Genomic DNA, 20847 nt, shown 5'->3' on the forward strand with positions numbered 1-20847 from the left:
AAAACTATCAACAACTTATGCTTGTAAAGCTTGTACAATAAGGCTTTGAGTTTTTGTTAGATTGATATTTATCAACTTTAGAACATTGCTGGACAGAGAGGGAGCTTGGGGACTTTTCTACAGTGTAAGTTCGGAAGAACCGTTTTCAAAAAATCTTGCCAATGTTCTTCGCCATCAGCTACGATGGTAATCATTCCTTGACATAGTCCGGGTCCCAAGCGTTGGGGCGGTATGGGTATTGGCCCGATTAATTGGGCAATTGGACGATTGTTGTCGGTGATTAACAATTCTTCCCCCAGTTTGAGATTGTCAATCAGTTCGGGGAGTTTAGCCTGGGCTTCTTTGAGAGAGATGATCATGGATGTTGGGTTCTATCTAACTCATGGTGATAACGCTACAATTTTAACTGAATCTCAGCAAGGAATAGATAAAATACGGTTGGGTTGAACGATAGTGAAACCCAACCTACACTCTCATGTTAAGGTTAAGTACGAAGATAAACCCAATTTCTAGGCCGATCATTCCTCAATTTTAACTGATCTAAGCAGAAAATAAATAAGCTCTCCTGATGACTGATAGATAAAAGGTATGTCACCGAAGTAACACACCTTAAATAAAATATTGTTGGGTTTTGTTGCCTCAACCCAACCGACAAGAGCGGCGTGCTGCTATGCAGTGCCGTAGGCATCGCACTATTATTGAGGAATTAATTTAATTAAACTTCTTAAAGTAGCATTAACGGATTCCGAATTAGGAAAATACTTTTTAACATCAGGATCAAGAATAATTACATCATTTTGCGCTGGAAAATGTTCAACCGTTTTTGTTCCATCTTCATGATGAATAGTAACGCTATGACCTTCCCGATACTGTTGGTAATATTTTCCGCGAACAGGATTTTTAAGTTGACTTAAATCATATTCTTCTCGCAAGTCATCTTCTAATTCATCTTGGATTTTCTCGTTCATAATATCTCCTTTCTTTGGGTGTAACTAATCTTGCACTAATTAAACGAATTTTATGATCACGATCCGTATAAGAAACAAATAGAAATTTACTTTGATCTGATAAACCTATTATAAGATAGGGATTCTCTCCTGTAGAATGGTCAGGATCATCGAAATTTACAGCTAAGGGATCATCAAATACGGTGGATGCTTCTTCAAAAGAAATGTTATGTTTTCTTTGATTTATTTTTGCTTTCTGTTTATCCCATTCAAATGCTAGTTCCAAATCATTGCCACTTTGCCAACTGAAATATCCCGCATTGTAGCATATCCTGATGGCCTAATAACAATTTTTCCTGTGCGATCGCGTCTTGCCAAAGTTTGACCAATAGAGAGATATATAAGCGATCGCTGCTGATAGGTAAAAGGTATGTCACCGCAGTAACACACCTTTATTATTGTTGGGTTTCGTTGTTTCAATCCAATCGAGAAGAAGATGCGATCGCATTAGCTTTGGCTGAAAAGGGTTATCTGTTCTGCTAATGCGTTCAGGTATGCTTCTACTACAACTTCCATATTTGCTCCACTTGCTGACTGCAAACTCTGAATAGCTTGTCCCATGTATTTATCAGTGAAAGTCAGTGAGTTAACTATATTTTGGAGAGAATTTTCAAGGGTGTTCATTGTCGATGAAAGTTGCTGTATTGTCTGGAGAGCATAATTTGTCTGAAACGTCTGATTAGAAAGGCTGTTAGACTGTTGAGTTAGATCACTGATGTCTTGTTCAACTGTTTTATGCCTCACGATTAAATTTGCTAACTCCTCTGATGCCCAGCCCAAAGGTCCTAGAATTCCAACCAGTATGCTATGCCTTTCTATGATAGTTCTTCGTTCTGCCTCCTTGCTCTTTAGGTGACTTTTTAATCCTGCTAATTGACTGTTCAACTGGTTTGCGTTGGCATTTAATATTTGTTCATCGGCGAGAATAGTATTGCGATATTCTGACATATTACTAAAAGCTTTGTAATTTGTTTGAATAACATCTTTTAGAGTAGCAGAGAGTTTATTGAATATGTCAAGTATGACTAAAAGGGCTGACTTGTCTCCAGTTTTCCATGCACTTAATCTACAGTTCAAATCAGGCTTCACAGTCTCATATTGCTGTACAAAACTCTGGATTGTTCTAATATCGTTTTGTAATTGAGGTTTATAAGTCTGTGAAAATTGAGTAGTATGTTGCTTAATGATTGATGTACTTTCGGGCAAATTCTGATCTTCAGAAATCATCCTTGCATAATTGTCAATTTGGTCAATTAGATTCTTGATCATTTTTTCTCCTTTTTGTTATTTTACGAGTGATTCGATTCAGATATAGGTGAGTAAAAATAAGCCGAGATCATCTACAAAGTGGTTCTTCGTTACTTGGTATGGTTCGATAGGGGGCATAAATCGACTAAATCCTTATCTGGCAAGAGACTTAATTGATTAGTTCGCTCCAGATCGCAAACAATTGACAAAAGTTGCAGCAATGTCTCTCTCTATAAGGGTTTCATTCCTTATAGGGAGAGACATTGCATAAGACAAACCGAAGAACCTACAACAAAGTTTATGAACTCGGCTGGGGTATTACTTCCTAGACTTCAGATTTAGGCTGCTTTCCGTAGTGTGTTTAGGGTATCAGTAAGGCTAACAAGGTTTCCATTCGCATCCTTCGGGGTTTTTACTTTCACACCTGTCATTTGATTTACAATGTTCGCTATACTCCCATCCACTGCATCCCATTGATCGTATGCAGTATTGAGATTAGGTTGTAAGGTAATGGGTAGCTGACTATATTTATCGGCATTTTCAAGAGATGTAGAAACTTGTCCCAGATTTTCACCGAGAAGCGTCCAAGCATTATACATATTGTTGACCTCATTAGCAGCTTCGGACGCCAAGTTATTGAGCGGTTCTAAAGATGATTTCAAACCGGTCAGAAAAATAACACTATCCTTGAGTTGTTGTTGTTGTTGCAGTACATTGGATTTGCTTGAGATGAGTTCTGCAAGTGCTACAGAAGCGCTAGTCAGTCCCGCTACACCAGTAACAACAACAGCGACGCCAACTTTTGCAAGAAGACCTGTTGTTCCACCAGTAAAGAGCGTTCCAATACCACCTACTAGGATCAATATACCCCCACCAATGATAGTTAGACCGCTGAGTGCTACTCCGACGGCTGCTACTGCAATTTCCCCATCAAGTTTAGATATTTGGTCATTAAGATGAGCTAACACACCACCATCACCGCTTGTTCCTTGTATTAATGTCGTTGCTTGGGTTATTGCTGTATTGAAATTAGAGATATCCCCATTGAGTTTAGTTCTAAAATTGCCTATTTCATCGGCGACCTTCTTGGCACTAGCAGTCTTAAGATCAACATCATCTTTTAACGGTTTAATAAGTGCTAAGGCCTCAGTTCTTGCCTGATCGTTACCATTCTGCCAAGCATCCAGTTTTTGGATTATTAGGGGTTGAAAATTCTTAAATCGTGTGGAATAGGCACGAGTGTCACTGATGACACGAATAATCATCGGTTGAACTGTATTCAAATAGTGTTTCGCATTTCCTCTGGCAATGTTCAGATTACCATTAATATCTGGAAAGTTTGTTAAGGTATCTGTGTTAGGTATCACAAAACTGGGTTGTTGCATTATCTGGGTGCAATAAGCTTGTACAACCAACCCAGATGATGCGAAAGCTCGAACGTTACTGTTTAGGTCTTGGATAGCCGAGTTATCAGCCGTTGCTGCCTTCTGGATTAATCTTAGAGTAGTCATTGTTTCTCCTTGTTTGAAATACAAATTTTTAGTTGATATCGGATTTAAGCTGCATTAGGGACTGTAGTGACATCCTCAATATCTTTTGTGGAAACACTGGTTAAAGTTTGTTCCACCTTTTTTACGCTGTCAGCTACAGAACTCCAAGCACTTGCAGCTAGAGTAAGTGATGACTCGATATAAGCAACATCACCTAGTTCTGCCCCCGCAATAATTTCCTTGAAATCTTCGATGCCTTTTAGGGTAGTTGCCCATTCAGTGTTGAGATCATTGACACTTTCTTCAAGATAATTTACTGCTTCTCTCAGGGGATGAATTTGACCTTTCACATTCTGAAGGATAACAAAAGTTGCATTAAGCTGTGCCACTTCAATGTAGAGATTTGCCAGTTTTTTATTATTGCTTGCCAGTTGTTCTGATAATCCTGTTAACCCAACCGTACCAGTGGCAGTGATTGCAATACCTGTTAGAATAACTGATGTTGCGTTCACATTTGCTGGCAGTGTCGCCAACGCCCCGACTCCGATAATAATAATACCGCCAGTCACAGCTAAGGCTGATATAACAACTCCTGCAATGTCACCCTTGATTGCTTCCTGAACTTCTTCAATTTCGCGCTTCTTCTTGCTTAATTCCCCAGTGTCAGTTCCAATTTCCTCATCTGCTTCATCCATTATTTTCTGGAGATTTTCAGCGTTTGTTTTGACGCGCTGCTGATAATCCTCAATTTCTTCTGCGAGTTTACGGGCAAAACTCAGTTTTTCTCGTGCAGCAGTTTCCAACTGGTTTAGCAGAGCGATGATCTGTTTTTTTGCCTCCTCACGGGTAGATTCGTTTACGAAATTTGGGAGCAGATCAATAATACTCTTGGAAAAAGTTGAATATTGTGTTGCATATCCGTTAATTCCTGAAATTGCGCCTATCAGGGAAGTGGTTATTGTATTTAAGTAATTATTCGCATTATGTTTAGCTTCCTTTTCTTTCTGATTTAAGTTGTTGATGATTGATTTTATCTTTTCGCTTTGAGTATCACTAACAACAAAATCTGCCTGCCGTAGAACAAGCGAGGAATATATTTGGGTTGTCAGCATGGCAGTGCTTATGTTAGACAATCCTTCACTCATTTTCGTCGGAGCAACAGGGTTGCTCCGTGGTTGTGTAAGGGTTAATACATTGTTAACCGTCATCATCATTAGAAGTCTCCTTTATTTAGTGATTGACTTAGTTATTGGACTTTGAACAAAATTAATTTTTCTGTTCTTTGTCCTTACACCCCTAAAACACTCTCAAAAATCCATTTCTGAATTTTTCGAGTTAGCCATAATGCCTTAAGCAAAATGCCTTGTCTTTGGGGTTAAAAGTGATTTGTTCAATCACCTTTGATACCAGAATAAGTTTTATTTGTGGTAATGGCAATCTCTAAAGTTAATACTTTTCTAATAGGTTTTTTTGAGCAGAATATTAACTTTTATATGAGATTTATATTAGATTTATATTAGATTCAACGGGTCACTTTATAGTATGACTCCCTAATTCCTTAAGCAGAACAAATGAATTAATCATTCGGCTAAAATTCTCAAAACCCTTTTACCCTCTGACTTGTAGCGGTTTCAGGGGATGAAAAGAAGGCAGCAAAAAAGCGATCGCTTATCCCTCAAAGAAAACACCTGCCCTAAGTAGGGAGATGCTATTATTGGATGATGAGTATAACCTTCCAATTAGTTCTGGCTTTACTTTCCCGTGGGCAAGTCAAAATATCAGCCCATGGCTACGATGAACTAGCAAATGACGGTATTCTGGTAAGGGATGTGATAACGGGTATTAGAGAAGCTGTCATTCTCGAAGATTACCCGGAATATCCTAAAGGGCGTTGTGTGCTAGTCTTACAGAAAGATAGTCAGGGTAAACCCGTTCATGTGGTTTGGGGTATAGCCAAGAATACCGAATCGCCTGCTGTTCTAGTCACTGCCTATAGACCTGATCCAGCACGTTGGTCAAGTGATTTTACAAGGAGAAAACCATGACAAAAAAGCCTCACATTAAACTCATCCACATTGGAGAGTACATGGCTGAAGTGGAAGTAGAACTGATTGAGACTCCCGAAGGATGGTCGCCCTATTTATCATTAGAAGACGCTCAAAAATTAGATGATGTCCGAGAAGCCCTTCGTCAAGGTGATCTACAAAAAGCTTCCCATTTAGCACATCTTTACAAAATTACCCCTCTTACCGTTTAACTAAACTTTGACAAGAAAAAATTAAAAAGCGATCGCAATCCTTGAAAACAGACAGCGATCGCCTAACTTTTAACTATCACAAGCAACATTATTGGAGGGCTGATAATTCTTCCCGAAGAATACGGCGTAAATCGGACTGAGTGAGCGATCGCTCAGAAGGAGATTGGATATATTGTTTTAAAGCCTCATTAATTAGGGTTTGATAACCCATTCCTGCGGTTTCAGCCTGTTCTCGAAAATAAGCTAGAATCTCATCATCTAGATAAATGGTAATGCGTGTTTTTCCCTTAGAGGAAATGAGCGTCCCTCGTTTTCCTTGAGAAAAATCATATTCCTTTCTCATAAGTTTTTCTCTCTTGTTTTGTAGCACGACGAGCAGAAATCAAGGGAATGACTTCACCCCGCAAAGTATCGCAGGAATCGCCTTACCTTCCCACTTAGAGGAATATTCAGGGGGAATGACAACTGTGCCATGATGAAGAATCATTTTAAATTCAATCGCTTCCATTCGTTAAGTTTAATAAAGTGCTGTATCAAGTTTAACCCAATCAATCCAGGCAGTTTTAGGGGATGAAAAGAAAGCCGCAAAAAAGCGATCGCTTTTTCCCAATCAAATATAATTTAGGTAGAAAATTGCCAAAAAACCTCTATGCTCAACGGGTACAAAATTATTGATGCTGATTCCCATGTCATTGAACCCCCCGCAATGTGGGGCCAATACCTAGAACCTAAATTTAGGGAATTTGCTCCTTCTGCTGACATGAAAATCAAAGGAGAACCGATTAGTCAAAAAATCTCCCCACAGGTCCAAGCAGAAGGGAATAAGCAGATGAGGCAAGCTCATCCTCATGCTTATCTCAATCGCTATAACCCAGAGTCCCATGTTCAAGCAATGGTACAAATGGGGGTAGATAGGGCTTTTATTTATCCTACCTATGGACTGTGGTTATTTGCCATTGATAGCCTACCCGCCGAAGTGATGGGGGCTTTTGTCCGTGCCTATAATAGATGGTTATTAGAAGAATATTGTAGCTATGACCCGGCTAGACTGAAAGGAGTCGCTGCAGTCAATCAACACGATCCCGAAGATATGGTAAAAGAGCTACACCGCATGGCAAACTTGGGCTGGAAGGCGGTTTTTTTGCGCCCTAACCCCGTTAAAGGCAGAATTTTGAGCGATCCAGCCTATGAACCCTTTTGGACGGCCTGCGAGGATTTGGACATGGCTGTAGGAATTCATGAAGGCACTCATAGCCGCTTACCTACCACTGGTGCAGAGCGGTTTAATAGTCGGTTTGCGCTTCATGCTTGTTCTCACCCGATGGAACAAATGATGGCACTGTTAGCCTTAATTGAAGGGGGGGTGTTAGAACGTCATCGGAGGCTGAGGGTGGCGTTTCTAGAGTCAGGGTGTGGTTGGCTTCCCTATTGGTTATGGAAGCTTGACGAAGAGTATAAAAATTTACATTGGGAAGTCCAAGATCGGGTAAAATTACTACCATCGGAGTATTTCCGCCGTCAGTGTTACATTGCAGGGGAACCCTCTGAACCTTGTTTGGCTCAGGTCATTGATTTTATCGGTTCTGATAACTTAATCTTCGGGTCTGATTATCCTCACATGGATCATCAGGCTGATGGGGTAAAAAAAGTTATAGAACTTGAAGACAACTTATCTCGGGAGATAGTTAAAAAAATCGTTTGGGAAAATCCTCAGCGATTTTATGGTTTAGCCTCTTAACAAAATTTTTTTACGGAGTTTAGCCATCATTTAGCGTCTCTATTGTTTCAACAAATCTTCAAATCAAAGGAGTTTCTGCTCATGATTACATCTCAAAGTCTCAAGCAATTACACAGCTTTGTTGTTAGTACAGATACCAATAAAGCTTCCCGTGCGTCAGATTCAGATGGGGTAAAGACTACACAGAACTATTATAATCGAATTGTAAAACAGTGCAAAAAATTGGCTCAACTCGTAGCTATTTCTTGGCTAGAACATGAAAATTCCGAACAAATACGGTGGATATTTCTCCACTTTAAGAACAATGATTTTCAACGCCAAAGTCCGACCTATATAGCTATGGTAGATTTACTAACAGGAAAAAAAGAAGATTTGTTAGAACCTTGGTTTCCCGATAAGAGTTTTGGAGCAATTTTTGATCAGGAAGAAATCGACTATTTTCTCCTCCAAGTCAAATGGGATACCTTTGAAGGAAGTCTCCAAGAAATTCCTCAACCTTCTCTAGAACAAAAAGGGCCTTTCTTTATTATGACATTGCCCTATCCTCCCAAACCCAGTGCCGAGAATGTTAATTTAAATGATGTCCCGCGTGCATGGTTAACAAGCAAGGTAGATGTGAACAACCCAAACGAAATAGTTAGCGATCCCTTTCCACCGGTTCCTTATCTTCCAACAACTTGTAGCTAATTAAATACCTAAGACCTAGCCTAGCCATAGAATAAGTGTTAAACTTTAAACATGGGCTTATCCTGTGGCTTACTGGGTTAAAATATTATGGTGACTAACTATCAGATCCTTGAAAAAATATATGAAAGTAACAAAACGTTAGTTTATCGAGGAACTACACAGCCAGATAATCAACCTACTATTCTGAAAATTCTTAAAGAAAATTATCCAAGTGTTTCAGACCTTACACGCTACAAACAGGAATATGAAATTACTTCCTCTTTAAAGGTAGATAATACCATTAAGTCCTATGATTTACAAAGACATGAGAATAGTTTAGTCATGTTTTTGGAAGATTTTGGTGGGCAGTCTTTAGATTTATTATTATCTCAATGTCAATTAAGTCCAGAAGAATTTTTAATCATTGCCATTCAGATAACAGAGGGATTAGCTGCCATTCATAACGCTAATATTATTCACAAAGATATTAATCCATCTAACATTGTTTATGATCGGCAAACTCAAAAACTTAAAATTATTGATTTTGGAATTGCTACTCATTTATCTCAAGAAATTCAAACCTTTTGTTCTCCCTATCAATTAGAAGGAACATTAGCTTATATTGCCCCAGAACAAACCGGAAGAATCAATCGAAAACTCGATTATCGTAGTGATTTTTATAGTCTGGGGGTAACTTTTTATGAACTTTTAACTAATAAACTTCCATTTGCAACAACTGACCCAATGGAGTTAGTTCATTGCCATATCGCACAACATCCCTTACCCCCTCATGAAATCACCTCAGATATTCCCTTAGCAATTTCTAATATAGTTATCAAATTATTAGCGAAAACGCCAGAAGAAAGATATCAAAGTGCTTGGGGAATCAAAGCAGATTTAGAAACCTGCTTGAACCAGTTACAGTCTCAAGGAAAAATATTGCCCTTTTCTCTCGGAAAACTGGATATTTTTGAAAAGTTTCAGATTCCCCAAAAACTTTATGGCCGAGAACAAGAAATTACTCAACTGTTGACAACATTTGAGCGAGTTATTCAGGGAACAAAAGAAATAATTCTCATTTCTGGTTATTCAGGCATTGGCAAGACTGCTTTAGTCAATGAAATTCACAAACCGATTACAGAACAAAAAGGCCAGTTTATTCGGGGTAAATTTGAGCAATTACAGGGAGATATCCCTTATTCAGCCATTGCTAAAGCTTTTCAAGACTTAATATATACAGTTTTGAGTGAACCGGAAGTTATCCTACAAAACTGGAAAACAAAATTGTTAGAAGCTTTAGATGGTAATGGACAAATTATTATTGATATAATCCCCGAAGTTGCCAAAATCATTGGACAACAGCATCCCGTTGAAACACTTAGTAAAACTAAAAATCAAAATCGATTTCATAGAGTCTTTAAAAGATTTATGAATGTCTTTTTAACAAAAGAGCATCCATTAGTTATTTTTATTGATGATTTACAATGGGCAGATTTACCTTCTTTGAATTTAATTGAACAATTAATTTCAGATACAGATATTCGGTATTGTCTCTTGATAGGGGCTTATCGAGATAATGAAGTCAGTTCAACTCATCCACTAAGACGGACTTTAGAAAAAATTCAGCAAGCAAAAGTCACAATTAACCCAATTATCCTTAAACCCCTAAAAATAAATCATGTTAATCAATTAATTGCTGATACCATGATTTGTTCAACAGAATTGACAAAACCTTTAGCTAAATTAATTTTCAAAAAAACAAATGGAAATCCTTTTTTCCTCAGTCAACTTCTCTATTCCTTATACCAAGAAAAGTTATTAAGACTTAACATCGGTCAATCTTTTTTAAACTCAGAAGATAATCCCCAAGGTTATTGGCAATGGGATATAAAACAAATTGAAAGGGTCTCCCTCACCGATAATGTCATTGAATTGATGGTCAATAAAATCAAAAAAATAGATGATAAAACTCAACAGGTTATCAAATTAGCTGCTTGTATTGGCCATGAATTTAACTTAAAAATTCTGGCTCTGCTCAACCAGAAATCTCAAATTCTCACGGCTAGAGAATTACAGTCTGCCCTTGATATGGGCTTGATTATTCCCCTAGACAATAACTATAAAGTTCCTTTGCTGTTAGATTTAGAAGAATTATCAAACAACCGTGCTGAAAATTCTTTATCTGTCTGTTATAAATTTTTACATGATCGAGTACAACAAGCTTCTTATTCTCTTATCTCCGAGGAAGAAAAAAGAGAAGTTCATCTAGAGATTGGCCGTCTCCTCCTCAAAAATATTCAAGAAGATGATTTACACAATCACCTTTTTGATATTGTTAATCACTTTCATAAAGGTGCTACTTTAATCACTAAACAATCAGAAAAAAATGAGTTAGCTAAATTAAATCTTCAAGCGGCGAAAAAAGCAAAAGTTTCAACTGCTTATGGAGTTGCCTTAAGATTTTTAGAAGAAAGTTTAGCATTGTTAGGGAATAATAGCTGGGAAAATCAATACCAGTTAACGTTAGAAATTCAGATAGAATTTTTAGAAACTCTCTACCAGAATACACAGTGGGAGCGCATGAAAGAGCTATCTACAGATGTTTTAGAAAAAGTGACTAACATTCTTGATAGAGTCAAAATTTATGAACTAGAAATCTTGTCCTATTACGCTCAATTTCAGCCAGATATAGCTATTAAGGTCGCACTTATTGCTTTAGAACAATTGGGAATCAAGATTGACCAAAATCAAAAATGTGTGACTGAGAGAAAAATCAAAAATAAAATTAAGCAACAAACCAAATCCTTGAAATTACTATTACAAGATAAAAAAGTTGAAGACTTAGTTGACTTACCGAAAATGACCGATCCTTATAAGCTTGCTGCTATTTCAGTAATGCAAAAGGTTACAACTGCTTTAGCGACAACCAATTTTGCATTATTTGTTGAAGTTGTATTAATTCAGCTTAATTTTTGCCTTAATTATAACAATCCTCCTCAGGCCGCCGCTACTTATAGTCTCTACGGAGTGCTTTTATGTGGAATTATAGAAGACTTGGATTTTGGTTATCAGTTTGGCCAACTATCTATGGCACTCTTAGAACGAGATAATATTACTAAAATAGAGCCTTTTATTATTCATGAGTATTATGGCTGTATTATGTATTGGAAAGAGCATATTAATCAAAAAATAATCTTAGAACAATTACTGAATAGTTTACAAAAACTTGTCAATGTGGGGAATAATGAATATGTTTCTTATCTGGCTTTAGATTATTGCTTAATTAAATTTTTCGGAGGATGTAATTTAGAAGAATTAGACCAAGATTATAACAAATATAGCCAATTAATTCAATCTCTCAACCTTGATTATTCTCGTAACTATATAGAAATATGCAGCAATATGGTTGTTAATCTGATCTGTATTGATCAACCTAAATATTTTATTTTAATTGGTCAATCCCAAGATCAAGAAGTACAGTATATAGAAGATTTTATCCAAAATAATCATCAATGGTTGTTGTTTATTTACTATTTTGGCAAAATGTTTATTAATTATTTTTTAAAAGATTATGTCGAGGCTTTTAATAATAGTCAGTATGCAGATAAGTATGTGATGGCGATTGTCGGATATATCTGCAAACCACACCATATTTTTTTCTTCTCCCTTTCTCATCTTGCCTATTATCCTAGTTGTAATAGAGACCAACAAAAAGAATTATTCAAACAAATTAATAGAAATTTAAACTACCTGAAGAATTATGCTAGTCACTGTCCTGAAAACTTTCAACATAAATATTATTTAGTCGAAGCAGAAAAAGCCAGAGTCTTGGGTCAAAACTGGAAAGCTCAAGAATTTTATGAAAAAGCAATTCAAGGAGCCAAGAAATATGAATTTATCCATGAAGAGGCTTTAGCCTATGAACGTGCCTCTGAATTTTATTTTACTTTAGGTAGAGAAGAAATTGGTAAACTATATCTCAGAAATGCCTATCATTGTTACATTCGTTGGGGTGCAAAGGCCAAAGTTAAACAATTAGAAGAAGAATACCCTCAATATTTATTAGGCATCAGCAATCAAAACAAATCTAAAGGACTGAGTACCACCATTTCAACTACTGGTAATGATGGAGCAGTTCTTGATTTAACCACTATTCTCAAAGCTTCGCAAGCAATTTCTGGAGAAATTAAACTGGAAAATCTCCTAACAAATTTAATGAAAATTGTCATTGAAAATGCAGGAGCGCAGAAAAGTTGTCTGATTTTAGAACAGGAAGGAAATTGGGTCATTGAAGCTCAAGGAACAATTGATCAAGAAACGCTTAATATCTTACAGCCGATTCCCATAGAATCTATCGACTATGATCATTCAATTCCTATCTTACCCACCAGTATTATTTACTATGTCGCTCGGACAAAAGAAACTATCGTTTTAAATGATGCCACATCTGAAGGTAAATTTACTAATGATTATTATATTGTGGCTCAAAAAACTAAATCCATTCTTTGTACTCCTTTACTCAATCAAGGTCAATTAAAAGGAATTGTTTATTTAGAAAATAATTTAACAACAGGCGCATTTACCTCAGAAAGAGTTGAACTATTAAATATTCTAGCGGCTCAAGCCGCTATCTCTATTGATAACTCAAGACTCTATCAAACCTTAGAACAAAGAGTAGAAGAACGGACAAAAGAACTCACAAATACTTTAGAGGTACTGAAAGCAACTCAAGCAGAACTTATCTTTGAAAATGACCTGCTTAAAAGTGCTGAACAACCTTCCAAATTTGTCTATCAAGTGGGGGGAAGTTTACCGATGGATGCGCCGAATTATGTCGTTCGACAAGCTGATCGCAATCTTTATAAAGCTCTCAAACAAGGTCTATTTTGCTATGTTTTAAATGCACGTCAAATGGGAAAATCTAGCTTAATGGTACGCATGATGGGTCAATTACAAAAGGAGGGAATTAGATGTGCAGTAATTGACTTAACTCGGCTAGGAACAGACAATATTAACCCTGAACAATGGTATAAAGGATTAGCCGTTGATCTGCTCCGCAGTTTTGGATTAATCAAAGAATTGAAAACTTTTAAAGCTTGGTGGAGTGAACAATTAGACCTGCCTCTTGTACAACGATTAGGACAATTTATAGAAAATTTTCTTCTAGTTAATAACGATTTTAATCAGCGGCAATCTAGACAATCGACTGTTATATTTATTGATGAAATTGATAGCATTTTAGGGTTAAAATTTGGTGTCTCTGACTTTTTTGCTTTAATTCGTTCTTTTTATAACCAGAGAGCGATTCAACCTCAATTTCAAGAGCTAACTTTTGCCTTTTTTGGTGCTACCACACCTTCAGCTTTAATTACTGACCCCCAGAAAACACCTTTTAATATTGGTAACGCTATTGAATTAGCAAGTTTTAAAGAACACGAAGCCCAACCTTTATTATATGGGTTAACAGAAAAAGTCAGTAATCTTCAGACAATGCTCAAACAAGTCTTAAGCTGGACGGGAGGGCAACCTTTCTTAACTCAAAAACTCTGTCAACTGATGCGGGATAGTGAGCAACCAATCCCCTCTAATCAAGAAGAACAATGGTTGGCCAACTTAGTAGCAGAAAAAATTATTCAAGATTGGGAGATGCAGGATCAACCCGAACATTTAAAAACCATTCAAGATCGCCTTCTTCAAAGTCCAAACCGAACCCAATTATTAACCTTGTATCGACAAATTCTGCATCAAGAAGCAATACAGATTGATAACAATCCCTATTTACCTGAGTTATTTTTATCTGGATTAGTGGTAAAACGCCATGGGAAAATTGACGTTCATAATCGGATTTATCAGACGATATTTAATAATGATTGGCTTGAGCGATCACTGTCTTAATACCATGGTTCAAAAATTTATTTATACTGAACCAGTATATTGACTTATAAAGTACTTTTGATACAACTGACAACTGACAATTGCTTTATTTTCTCTGAGTTTAATTAAACCCATACTATTAAGTTTATAAGCAATAATTGGATCGACTATTATTGGTTGATTACCTTGACAAATCTGTTCAAAAACATCGGCAAGTTCGGGTTGTTTTTGTAAAGTGACCCAGTGAAGCTGTAAATGAGAGGAATAAATCCCCGTTGATGTAGTTGCTGATTTGATTAAATCTGGCATCGTGATTTGCTCTTGGCTAAGATGATAAATCGCTAAATGAATCAAGGCAGGATGTCCCCCCACTAAGTCGATCAATTGTTGAATTTCGTTGGTTGCTAATTCATTTAATTGATATTTTTTTGCCAATTCTGCCACTTGTTCTTGACCAAAACCCTGTAACTCTATGGGTAATCCCACATTAAAAGGAGACTGTTCTAATCGCAGAGAAACATAAGATTCTGTGGATTGAACAATAATTAAACGTAATTTCTGCCACAGGGGAGATCGCTTAGATTCTTCATAACAAGCTCTGATTAAAGGTAAAAAATCTTCTGCTACTTTCGGATGTTCAAAGACTCGATGCACTTCGTCTAAAGCCAATACCAGTGGCTGTTTTATCTCTCGTAAAATATACTCTTCAAAATAAATTGTCCAACTCATTTTAATTCCTATATCTTCATCCCAATAATCATCTAATTTGGCTTCTAAATTCAACTGCCGAGCGCAATTACGGCAGATCCAGCGTAAGAACTTGTTAAAATTTGCTATGATGTCTTGGTCTGCTTTTTGTAAATCTAAACTAACAATTTGATAACCGAATTGCTGTTGACAAGCCTCTAAAATTGTTAATAATAAAGACGTTTTCCCCCATTTTTTGGGAGCTTTAATGCGTACTAACGCCCCAGATTGTCCGATTTCCTCGATAATTTTTGCTTCAAGTTTTGTTCGTTTTAGATAATAATAAGAATTATAGGGAACAGGAGCATCTGGGTATTCTGGCCGCTCATTTTTGGGATATTCCCTACTGTGATACTGAGGCGATTTAGAGTTGGTAAAATGAGATTGTAGTCTAGATAAAAAATTTTTCTTATTGATCGGTTCTCCGATCAGTTGCGAGACTCTATCATAGAGTCCTGGGGCAACTACATTGGCAAGATAGCCGCTACTATAACCGTTTTCTTGGGCAATTTCTTGATAGTTCTTTTTCTGCCAAAGTCCTCGCAATAATAATTGTTCTGTGTCATTGAGACAGCGATTCTCAAGCTTGAGCAGTTGCCGATTAAGAATCTCTTGGATTTCCTCGAATTTCATTATTTTTGTCTAAGGTAAGAAGATTTGATGGAATAGATTATTTGATTTTTCAGTTCCGTTGCAGCCAGAAAGCCTGAATCTTGACATAACAGCACCGATTCAAACTAGAATTGGTATATTTGACAAACAAGCTGACGAGAACCAGCAACCGACAAAATTGTGCGATGGCAGCCCTGAGAGGGATTCAATTCCCCTCTTGCTAGGAAATTATAGCATTTCTTGTCAAAGTCAATTACACGGCAGCAATTATCTCTTGATCATTTCTATCAAAACCCCTAAGTCTTCCGCGTCTAACCCCTCGATAATCCTATTAACAATTAGTTCGGAAAAATCCTCACAGGAGTTGACTAGACAGGGTTTTAGCAATCAGATGTACTGCATTTCAACTGCCTAATTGGTAATTTTAGTACAGTGGCTGCTCCCAATCTTGCCAACAACGGTGAACAGTTACTGTTCATCCTTCAATACACTTGCTCCCAGAGCTTCTAGGGTTTCTTGCAGCATTTCAGCGCGAGATACATTACCCTGATCTTTCAATAATTGTAGGCCTTTTTGCCAAATCTTGATCGCCTCATTATAACTACCGAAAGCTATATAAGCCACCCCTAGATTTTGGTAAATAGTGGGATTATCGGGGTTTAACTGGAGAGCTTTTTTATAAGCTTTAATCGATTCTGGTAGCCGGTGCAGTTGTTTGAGAACCAGTCCTAAATTATAGTAACCATCGGCATAACTAGGATCAATTTCTACGGTTTTCTCAAAGACAGATAAGGCAGCTTCGTATTTTTCTGCTTCGTACAATAACCCACCGAAATTATTATAAGCACCCAGTTTTAATTTATCTAAAATTGGCTGCTTAATTGCTTTAACAAAATGATCGCCTGATTGCTTAAATTCCTCCACTGAATAATAATAATTAGCGAGATGATAATATAACTCGTATAAAATATGCGGATTAGATCCATGGCATTTTAAACCGTGTTTGAGCAGCTTAAAACCCTCTTTATCCCTGCCAATCTTTAGATATAACCCTCCCAATTTACTACACACATAGGGATCATGGGGATGTTGCTGATAAAAACCCTCCATCGCTTTTCTTGCCCGTTCAAACTTATCTAAGCTGGCTATTTTATCGACGGTGTAACCGTAGTGAAAGATAGCAATTTCTGGCAGTTCAACTATTTTCCAATCAGGCTCTTTTTTTAATAAAATGGCCACATTATCATCAATAATTGAGTGATAGGGTCGGGTAAAAGTGACCTGAGGATGTCGGCGAAATAGCCGCGAAATTAGAGAATAGGGTGATTGTACGGCTCCGATTTCATGGCGGATTAAATTAATCACTAAATTTTCCTCTTTTTCGAGCGCCCGACGCATTTGCGGTACGATAGCGGGATTTAATTCCTCATCGGCATCAAGAACTAAAATCCAATCGCCAGTAACATATTTTAAAGCCTCATTTCTGGCATCGGAAAAATTACCCCGCCAATCGTAGCTAGGAACTATAGCATCGTAACTTTTAGCAATAGCAATCGTATCATCGGTCGAACCCGTATCCATAACGATCATCTCATCCACCACCCCTTTAACGCTGTCCAAACAGCGCCGGAGATTTTCGGCTTCATTTTTGACAATCATGCAGAAACTAAGTTTAGGCATAACTTTACTCACTCTAGCGGTCAATCTTGAGGGATAGCGGCTAATCAATAACCCACCGATTACCGCTCACCGATTATCGATCATCTTCCGAGTCTACCTTAAACCGTTCTACCGAAGAAAGCAGCCCTCGGGAGATACTAACCAATTTTTGCAAGGAAACCGCCACCCGTTGGGATTCTTGGGAAGTTTCCTGAGCGGTTAACTCCACCGACTCCATAACTTGGGCGACATTGAGAGAATTTTCCCGTTGTTTGACCGTATCGGCGGTAATCGAGCGCACCAGCGTATCGATGCGGTTAGAAACTTGGATAATATCTTCTAGGGACTTCTTCGCCTGTTCCGAGCGCTCGGTGACATCGATAACCTGTTGAATCCCTTCCTCCATCGCCATCATTACCGAACCCGTTTCTGATTGAATCTGTACAACGATCTGTTCAATTTCCTTAAGAGATTTAGCAGCTCTATCGGCCAACTGACGCACCTCATCGGCCACAACCGCAAAACCGCGGCCCGCCTCTCCCGCTCGCGCCGCTTGAATCGAGGCATTAAGAGCCAATAAATTAGTCCGCGAGGCAATCTGAGAGACTACCGCGACAATTTTCGAGATTTCCTGGGAAGCTTCCGCCAAACGCTTGACTTTTCGCGCCGTTTCTGATACGGTGTCGCGGATTTGCAGAATTCCCGCCACGGTTCTTTCCACGGAATCACCCCCCTTCAGGGCGGTAATCGAGGAAGTGCGGGCGACTTCTTCGGCTTCTCTGGCGTTTTCTGCCACCCGTTGAATTGAGTCGGTCATCATCTGTACCGAATTAAGGGTGACGGCCAATTCCTCCGCCATCCGCAGGGCATCGCTAGACTGATTGCGGGCGAAAGATTCACTATTGGTACTGGCTTGATTCACCTGTTTTGCCGCTTTTTTCACCTGTCGGACAATTTCGCGCAGGTTTTGGATAGTCAAATTAAAAGCATCGGCCACCGCTCCTAAAAGATCGGCGCTCACCTCCGCTTCCACGGTCAGATCCCCCCGAGCCGCTCCTTCCACATCATCGAGAAGTCGAATCACTTGCCGTTGTAGGTCTTCCCGTCCCCTTTCCGTTTCGGCGGCGCGGCGTTGGGCCTCCGTGGTGGTAGTTACCACCACCTGGGCCATCTGATTGAAACGATTGGCCAATTGACCGAATTCATCTTCCGAGTAGATCGTCGCTTTAGCGTTAAAATTACCTTCCGAGAGATGAGCGAATTGGCTTTGCAGATCGTCGAGACTCCGCTTAATCTGACTAATGAGCAACTGTAAACCTAGCCAAGTCAGGGCAAAAGCTCCCAGTCCAGTTAATAACATCTCGGTTAGTACCAGTTGACTGAAAGGGGAAAGGCTGGCTGGGGCCGGTTTCGGGGCAACTTTTTCGGTTTTTTCCTTGCTATTCGGGCCCGGTTTGGCAGCCGATAGAGAAAATAGCCAAGAGGTGGTACTAACGGCAAAAATTAAGATTACAGGGGTAATACCCGCTAAAGCCGCTAGGATTAGTTGTTTTTTGCCTAAAGAAGCATTGACAAAAAAGCCTAATTTGCCCGGATTGACTTCCACCACTGGCTGGAGCAGGCGCTCGGAAACAGGGCCAAGATGACTATCTTTTTTGTCATCGGGGATTTCTAGACGAGAAGGATGAAAACTAGGCTCTCCCACAGCAGAACTGGGATTAAGGCGCGCACTGGGTTCGGGGACAAAACCAGCAGTTACAGCTTCCTCTCCCGAAGGGGTAAATAGCTCCGATTCCCCCAGTTCTTCGGCTATATCCGTCAGATACAGTTGGGAAAAACCGTCTAAATCCTCATTATTGAGTTTTGGTTCCCTAAAATCTCTGGTTTCTTCCTCCTCGTAGCTTTTTTGAGTGACTATGCCCTGATTAAGGTCAGTTTTCGCCCCTTGTCGGTGGGTTGGGTCTGGATCAGTGGCAAAAGTGCTTGTTTCTGGGGTATCGAGATAGGATAACCCCTCTCTCCCAGTGACGGGATTTTCCCGCCAGTCAGAGGAAGCCGTAAAAGTGGTTTCTCTCGTTGACCCTAACCCACCGCCCCACCCTTCCTGCAGCGAGTCAATCTCCGCTGCTTCTAAAAAGGGGAAAGGGGGTTCTCCATCCCCAGAATCGCCGGACAAATGGGAACTGTGAGAGACTGAATCGGCCAGGATAAGGGAACTAAAGGCGGTTTCCTCCGATTCCCCAAAATCATCGCCATAGGAATCGACTGTACCCGCCGTAGGCTCCCCCAGATCCTCCTCATTGAAAAGACCACTATCCCAGTCGATTGCCTCATTTTGCCGATCGGGATCAGCCGCTTGCGACCGCCCAGACAAAGAATTGCTGAAACCTTGACTGGGATCGAAAGCTGCCTCGCTGTAGGCAATGCTTTCCGCAGCAGCGATCATAAAATCTCCATCCTCGGCTTCAAAACGCAATTGCTGAATCTGATCGAGACCCCGTCGAGCATAATCTACCAGATCAAAGAAATTGGCAGAATTTTTAGCCAATTCCAGCACTTTTTCGTAACGTCCCTCGGCCAAGCTGTATTGTTGTAGTCCTACATAAATGTGTCCCTGTAAAAGCAGGACGTTGGGATCATTGGGATACTTGCCGATCATGTCTTTGACAATGACGGCGGCATCCTCAAGGTTGCCCTGGCAATAGGCGGTGTTAGCCTTTCCATAGAGTTTCGCATATTCTTTCCCTGACGGCATTTGCCCCTCCCCTAGTAAAGATAAAGTGATCAAGTAGTTAGTAGTTTCAAGAAATAATTGCTATAAATGCTATTCTGCTATTTTTTTGAGGTTTTAAGCCGCCCAACGGGTAGAATGGAGTATGGCCAGATGATCGAGTAGTCTTAAGGTTTTTTTTGATTCTTGGCCCAGAATCCACTCCCCCCGCACATAGGGGGCAATCTGATCGGGAATACTGACGGCACTACCTAGTTGATCTGGGTCGAGCCATTCCATATCTCCCAAACGTTGCACCGCTAAACCGAGGATCGTTTCTTGTTCTTCGATCACAATTACGGGAATTTCGGATCGATCGGTATTTAAGCGGCTATTATCCCCCAAAAATTGACCGAGATCCGCCACCCAGATCACTTGACCCCGGAGATTGATCGCACCGAGGAGCAAGGGTGAAGCATTGGGAATTGGGGTAATGCGATCGAGTGGTTGCTGTATTACCTCGCAAATGCCCACAGCACTAAGGGCAAACTCGTCCTGAGAGGGTAGATAAAATCGCAAGTGCAGTTCACCGACGGGAGTTTGTAATTCCTGAGTGTCGGGGGCGATATTTTGAGCGTCACCAGCAAAAAAATCGGCGTCGTTAAGCATTTGTTTTGTTCTCTTGCAACTAATAGTTCGTTGACGCTCCCCGCTCTAAAGAGACGGGGATTCTTCGTTCATTGAGTCTCCGTTAGTAAGCAGGATTTCTCCAACCAACCAAGAGGGAATCTCTCCCGAAGCGTTTAAAGTTTGCGTGCGCCCCACGCTACTTAATCCCT

Annotated in this window: 17 protein-coding genes; 5 read left to right on the forward strand and 12 right to left on the reverse strand. The window is 39.3% G+C overall.

Translation table 11 applies throughout. The features are described from left to right. Positions 1 to 77: 77 nt before the first annotated feature. The 7 genes from IM475_RS00400 to IM475_RS00430 form a co-directional block, all read right to left on the reverse strand. Positions 78 to 359: a type II toxin-antitoxin system Phd/YefM family antitoxin gene (locus tag IM475_RS00400; RefSeq protein WP_287726255.1), complete on the reverse strand. Its 282-nt coding sequence runs from the start codon at positions 357 to 359 to the stop codon at positions 78 to 80. A gap of 336 nt (positions 360 to 695) precedes the next feature. Continuing rightward, positions 696 to 968 (reverse strand): hypothetical protein, encoded by a 273-nt coding sequence (locus tag IM475_RS00405; RefSeq protein WP_002799473.1) that lies wholly within the window; start codon positions 966 to 968, stop codon positions 696 to 698. Then, the gene (locus IM475_RS00410) at positions 946 to 1233 is read right to left on the reverse strand and encodes a BrnT family toxin (RefSeq protein WP_287726256.1); all 288 of its coding nucleotides are present in this window, start codon (positions 1231 to 1233) and stop codon (positions 946 to 948) included. Before IM475_RS00410 ends, IM475_RS00405 begins: the two co-directional genes overlap by 23 nt. A 1-nt stretch (position 1234) precedes the next feature. After that, positions 1235 to 1384, reverse strand: coding sequence for a hypothetical protein (locus tag IM475_RS00415; RefSeq protein ID WP_287726258.1), 150 nt, complete (start codon positions 1382 to 1384; stop codon positions 1235 to 1237). A 70-nt stretch (positions 1385 to 1454) separates the two neighbouring features. Continuing rightward, positions 1455 to 2276 (reverse strand): HBL/NHE enterotoxin family protein, encoded by an 822-nt coding sequence (locus IM475_RS00420; protein WP_287726260.1) that lies wholly within the window; start codon positions 2274 to 2276, stop codon positions 1455 to 1457. A gap of 317 nt (positions 2277 to 2593) precedes the next feature. After that, positions 2594 to 3766 carry an HBL/NHE enterotoxin family protein gene (locus tag IM475_RS00425; protein ID WP_287726262.1) on the reverse strand — a complete coding sequence of 391 codons (1173 nt, stop codon included), beginning with the start codon at positions 3764 to 3766 and terminating at the stop codon, positions 2594 to 2596. Between the two features lie 44 nt (positions 3767 to 3810). Beyond that, positions 3811 to 4959: an HBL/NHE enterotoxin family protein gene (locus tag IM475_RS00430; protein ID WP_353737425.1), complete on the reverse strand. Its 1149-nt coding sequence runs from the start codon at positions 4957 to 4959 to the stop codon at positions 3811 to 3813. A gap of 507 nt (positions 4960 to 5466) precedes the next feature. Here IM475_RS00430 and IM475_RS00435 point away from each other — a divergent pair. Together IM475_RS00435 and IM475_RS00440 are read left to right on the forward strand one after the other, a co-directional pair. Continuing rightward, positions 5467 to 5790, forward strand: a complete 324-nt coding sequence (locus tag IM475_RS00435) for a DUF4258 domain-containing protein (RefSeq protein WP_016516510.1) — start codon at positions 5467 to 5469, stop codon at positions 5788 to 5790. Further along, on the forward strand, positions 5787 to 6002 hold the full coding sequence (locus IM475_RS00440; protein WP_287660698.1) for a hypothetical protein: 216 nt from the start codon (positions 5787 to 5789) through the stop codon (positions 6000 to 6002). The genes IM475_RS00435 and IM475_RS00440 overlap by 4 nt, the downstream gene beginning before the upstream one ends. Before the next feature lie 88 nt (positions 6003 to 6090). Here IM475_RS00440 and IM475_RS00445 read toward each other — a convergent pair whose 3' ends face one another. After that, complete coding sequence (locus IM475_RS00445; RefSeq protein ID WP_287726263.1) at positions 6091 to 6345, reverse strand: BrnA antitoxin family protein; 255 nt, start codon at positions 6343 to 6345, stop codon at positions 6091 to 6093. 306 nt (positions 6346 to 6651) lie between these two features. On the opposite strand from IM475_RS00445, the gene IM475_RS00450 reads away from it, so the two are divergent. From IM475_RS00450 to IM475_RS00460, 3 genes are all read left to right on the forward strand, one after another. Further along, complete coding sequence (locus tag IM475_RS00450; RefSeq protein WP_287726264.1) at positions 6652 to 7740, forward strand: amidohydrolase family protein; 1089 nt, start codon at positions 6652 to 6654, stop codon at positions 7738 to 7740. Between the two features lie 81 nt (positions 7741 to 7821). Further along, on the forward strand, positions 7822 to 8427 hold the full coding sequence (locus IM475_RS00455; protein WP_287726266.1) for a hypothetical protein: 606 nt from the start codon (positions 7822 to 7824) through the stop codon (positions 8425 to 8427). 87 nt (positions 8428 to 8514) lie between these two features. Beyond that, entirely contained in the window at positions 8515 to 14301 is a 5787-nt protein-coding gene (locus tag IM475_RS00460; RefSeq protein WP_287726268.1) for an AAA family ATPase, read from the forward strand. Positions 14302 to 14322: 21 nt separating this feature from the next. On the opposite strand, the gene IM475_RS00465 is transcribed toward IM475_RS00460, so the two are convergent. The 4 genes from IM475_RS00465 to IM475_RS00480 all read right to left on the reverse strand — a co-directional run bounded on the left by IM475_RS00465 (position 14323) and on the right by IM475_RS00480 (position 20677). Next, complete coding sequence (locus IM475_RS00465; RefSeq protein WP_287726269.1) at positions 14323 to 15660, reverse strand: AAA-like domain-containing protein; 1338 nt, start codon at positions 15658 to 15660, stop codon at positions 14323 to 14325. Between the two features lie 447 nt (positions 15661 to 16107). After that, positions 16108 to 17319: a glycosyltransferase gene (locus IM475_RS00470; RefSeq protein ID WP_287726270.1), complete on the reverse strand. Its 1212-nt coding sequence runs from the start codon at positions 17317 to 17319 to the stop codon at positions 16108 to 16110. A gap of 73 nt (positions 17320 to 17392) precedes the next feature. After that, positions 17393 to 20053 carry a methyl-accepting chemotaxis protein gene (locus tag IM475_RS00475; protein ID WP_287726271.1) on the reverse strand — a complete coding sequence of 887 codons (2661 nt, stop codon included), beginning with the start codon at positions 20051 to 20053 and terminating at the stop codon, positions 17393 to 17395. A 93-nt stretch (positions 20054 to 20146) separates the two neighbouring features. Continuing rightward, on the reverse strand, positions 20147 to 20677 hold the full coding sequence (locus IM475_RS00480) for a chemotaxis protein CheW (protein WP_287726272.1): 531 nt from the start codon (positions 20675 to 20677) through the stop codon (positions 20147 to 20149). Between the last annotated feature and the right edge of the window lie 170 nt (positions 20678 to 20847).

The organism is Microcystis sp. M061S2 (assembly GCF_020245605.1).
GTDB lineage: Bacteria > Cyanobacteriota > Cyanobacteriia > Cyanobacteriales > Microcystaceae > Microcystis.

Excerpts from the sequence above, each read along its gene's own strand:
- IM475_RS00400 (WP_287726255.1), bottom strand. The coding sequence starts at position 359 with ATGATCATCTCTCTCAAAGAAGCCCAGGCTAAACTCCCCGAACTGATT.
- IM475_RS00405 (WP_002799473.1), bottom strand. The coding sequence starts at position 968 with ATGAACGAGAAAATCCAAGATGAATTAGAAGATGACTTGCGAGAAGAA.
- IM475_RS00420 (WP_287726260.1), bottom strand. The coding sequence starts at position 2,276 with ATGATCAAGAATCTAATTGACCAAATTGACAATTATGCAAGGATGATT.
- IM475_RS00425 (WP_287726262.1), bottom strand. The coding sequence starts at position 3,766 with ATGACTACTCTAAGATTAATCCAGAAGGCAGCAACGGCTGATAACTCG.
- IM475_RS00430 (WP_353737425.1), bottom strand. The coding sequence starts at position 4,959 with ATGATGATGACGGTTAACAATGTATTAACCCTTACACAACCACGGAGC.
- IM475_RS00435 (WP_016516510.1), top strand. The coding sequence starts at position 5,467 with ATGAGTATAACCTTCCAATTAGTTCTGGCTTTACTTTCCCGTGGGCAA.
- IM475_RS00440 (WP_287660698.1), top strand. The coding sequence starts at position 5,787 with ATGACAAAAAAGCCTCACATTAAACTCATCCACATTGGAGAGTACATG.
- IM475_RS00445 (WP_287726263.1), bottom strand. The coding sequence starts at position 6,345 with ATGAGAAAGGAATATGATTTTTCTCAAGGAAAACGAGGGACGCTCATT.
- IM475_RS00450 (WP_287726264.1), top strand. The coding sequence starts at position 6,652 with ATGCTCAACGGGTACAAAATTATTGATGCTGATTCCCATGTCATTGAA.
- IM475_RS00455 (WP_287726266.1), top strand. The coding sequence starts at position 7,822 with ATGATTACATCTCAAAGTCTCAAGCAATTACACAGCTTTGTTGTTAGT.
- IM475_RS00460 (WP_287726268.1), top strand. The coding sequence starts at position 8,515 with ATGGTGACTAACTATCAGATCCTTGAAAAAATATATGAAAGTAACAAA.
- IM475_RS00465 (WP_287726269.1), bottom strand. The coding sequence starts at position 15,660 with ATGAAATTCGAGGAAATCCAAGAGATTCTTAATCGGCAACTGCTCAAG.
- IM475_RS00470 (WP_287726270.1), bottom strand. The coding sequence starts at position 17,319 with ATGCCTAAACTTAGTTTCTGCATGATTGTCAAAAATGAAGCCGAAAAT.
- IM475_RS00475 (WP_287726271.1), bottom strand. The coding sequence starts at position 20,053 with ATGCCGTCAGGGAAAGAATATGCGAAACTCTATGGAAAGGCTAACACC.
- IM475_RS00480 (WP_287726272.1), bottom strand. The coding sequence starts at position 20,677 with ATGCTTAACGACGCCGATTTTTTTGCTGGTGACGCTCAAAATATCGCC.